General features: G+C 59.3%; 2 rRNA genes. Both read right to left on the bottom strand.

The annotated features are described in order from the left end of the window. Nucleotides 1-322: ribosomal RNA gene (locus FS882_RS20665) — 23S ribosomal RNA — on the bottom strand; the annotation flags it as partial. Nucleotides 323-693: 371 nt separating this feature from the next. Continuing rightward, nucleotides 694-2,215, bottom strand: a 16S ribosomal RNA gene (locus tag FS882_RS20670). Nucleotides 2,216-2,334: the final 119 nt, after the last annotated feature.

The raw sequence follows: 2,334 nt of genomic DNA on the forward strand, positions 1-2,334 counted from the left end.
CTGAAGGGTCCCACAACCCCGCATGCGCAACGCCTGCCGGCTATCACACGCACACGGTTTGGCCTGATCCGCTTTCGCTCGCCACTACTCACGGAATATCTCTTCCTGCCGGTACTGAGATGTTTCACTTCCCGGCGTTCCCTCCACACACCCTATATATTCAGGTGCGGGTCACGCGACATGACTCGCGCGGGGTTTCCCCATTCGGACATCCTCGGATCACGGTTCGTTTGCCAACTCCCCGAGGCTTATCGCAGGCTACCACGTCCTTCTTCGGCTCCTAGTGCCAAGGCATCCACCCTGTGCCCTTAAAAACTTGACCACAAAGACATACTTTAAAGATGCTCGCGTCCACTGTGCAGTTCTCAAACAACGAACGATCCCCGAGTCGCGTGCGCCGGCGCCTACCAGCTCCCCCGAAGAGGAGTCAGCGGTTCGACCGACCGACCGGGCCCGTCATGAAGCAACCTCCCATAGCGGGCTGTTCCCTCAGGACCCAACAGCGTGCCCAGGCGACCAGCTCGACGACGGCGGTGCGCGTTCCATCCCCCGAAGAGGAGTACTGACGCGGTGCCGACCCGAGCGGGCCGCCGTAGTTGATGTTCCACCCTTGAGCACCACCCCGGACGCGTTCGGTCCGAGCATGGCCTCTGCACGACCAACCCGAGGGCCGGCGTGTCAGATGCTCCTTAGAAAGGAGGTGATCCAGCCGCACCTTCCGGTACGGCTACCTTGTTACGACTTAGTCCCAATCGCCAGTCCCACCTTCGACGGCTCCCCCTGCGAACAGTTGGGCCACCGGCTTCGGGTGTTACCGACTTTCGTGACTTGACGGGCGGTGTGTACAAGGCCCGGGAACGTATTCACCGCAGCGTTGCTGATCTGCGATTACTAGCGACTCCGACTTCATGGGGTCGAGTTGCAGACCCCAATCCGAACTGAGACCGGCTTTTTGGGATTCGCTCCACCTCGCGGTATCGCAGCCCTTTGTACCGGCCATTGTAGCATGCGTGAAGCCCAAGACATAAGGGGCATGATGATTTGACGTCATCCCCACCTTCCTCCGAGTTGACCCCGGCAGTCTCCTATGAGTCCCCGGCATGACCCGCTGGCAACATAGGACGAGGGTTGCGCTCGTTGCGGGACTTAACCCAACATCTCACGACACGAGCTGACGACAACCATGCACCACCTGTACACCGACCTTGCGGGGCAACCATCTCTGGAAGTTTCCGGTGTATGTCAAGCCTTGGTAAGGTTCTTCGCGTTGCATCGAATTAATCCGCATGCTCCGCCGCTTGTGCGGGCCCCCGTCAATTTCTTTGAGTTTTAGCCTTGCGGCCGTACTCCCCAGGCGGGGCACTTAATGCGTTTGCTGCGGCACGGAACTCGTGGAATGAGCCCCACACCTAGTGCCCAACGTTTACGGCATGGACTACCAGGGTATCTAATCCTGTTCGCTCCCCATGCTTTCGCTCCTCAGCGTCAGTTGCGGCCCAGAGACCTGCCTTCGCCATCGGTGTTCCTCCTGATATCTGCGCATTCCACCGCTACACCAGGAATTCCAGTCTCCCCTACCGCACTCTAGTCTGCCCGTACCCACTGCAAGCCCGAGGTTGAGCCTCGAGTTTTCACAGCAGACGCGACAAACCGCCTACGAGCTCTTTACGCCCAATAATTCCGGACAACGCTTGCGCCCTACGTATTACCGCGGCTGCTGGCACGTAGTTAGCCGGCGCTTCTTCTGCAGGTACCGTCACTTGCGCTTCTTCCCTGCTGAAAGAGGTTTACAACCCGAAGGCCTTCATCCCTCACGCGGCGTCGCTGCATCAGGCTTGCGCCCATTGTGCAATATTCCCCACTGCTGCCTCCCGTAGGAGTCTGGGCCGTGTCTCAGTCCCAGTGTGGCCGGTCGCCCTCTCAGGCCGGCTACCCGTCGTCGCCTTGGTAGGCCGTTACCCCACCAACAAGCTGATAGGCCGCGAGTCCATCCCTGACCGATAAATCTTTCCAGACGCATCAGATGCCTGAACGTCACATATCCGGTATTAGACCTCGTTTCCAAGGCTTATCCCAGAGTCAGGGGCAGGTTACTCACGTGTTACTCACCCGTTCGCCACTGATCCACCCAGCAAGCTGGGCTTCACCGTTCGACTTGCATGTGTTAAGCACGCCGCCAGCGTTCGTCCTGAGCCAGAATCAAACTCTCCGTAGATGTCTCATGGCAACCACCACCCGAAAGCGGCGATCAACCGACACACGAAACGACCCCCACCCGCTGGCGAGCGGAGATCAGTCAATTCGGCTGCTAAGGAAGCCACCCGACGGGGTCGG

Source organism: Cellulosimicrobium cellulans (genome assembly GCF_007679345.1).
Lineage (GTDB): Bacteria > Actinomycetota > Actinomycetes > Actinomycetales > Cellulomonadaceae > Cellulomonas > Cellulomonas cellulans_A.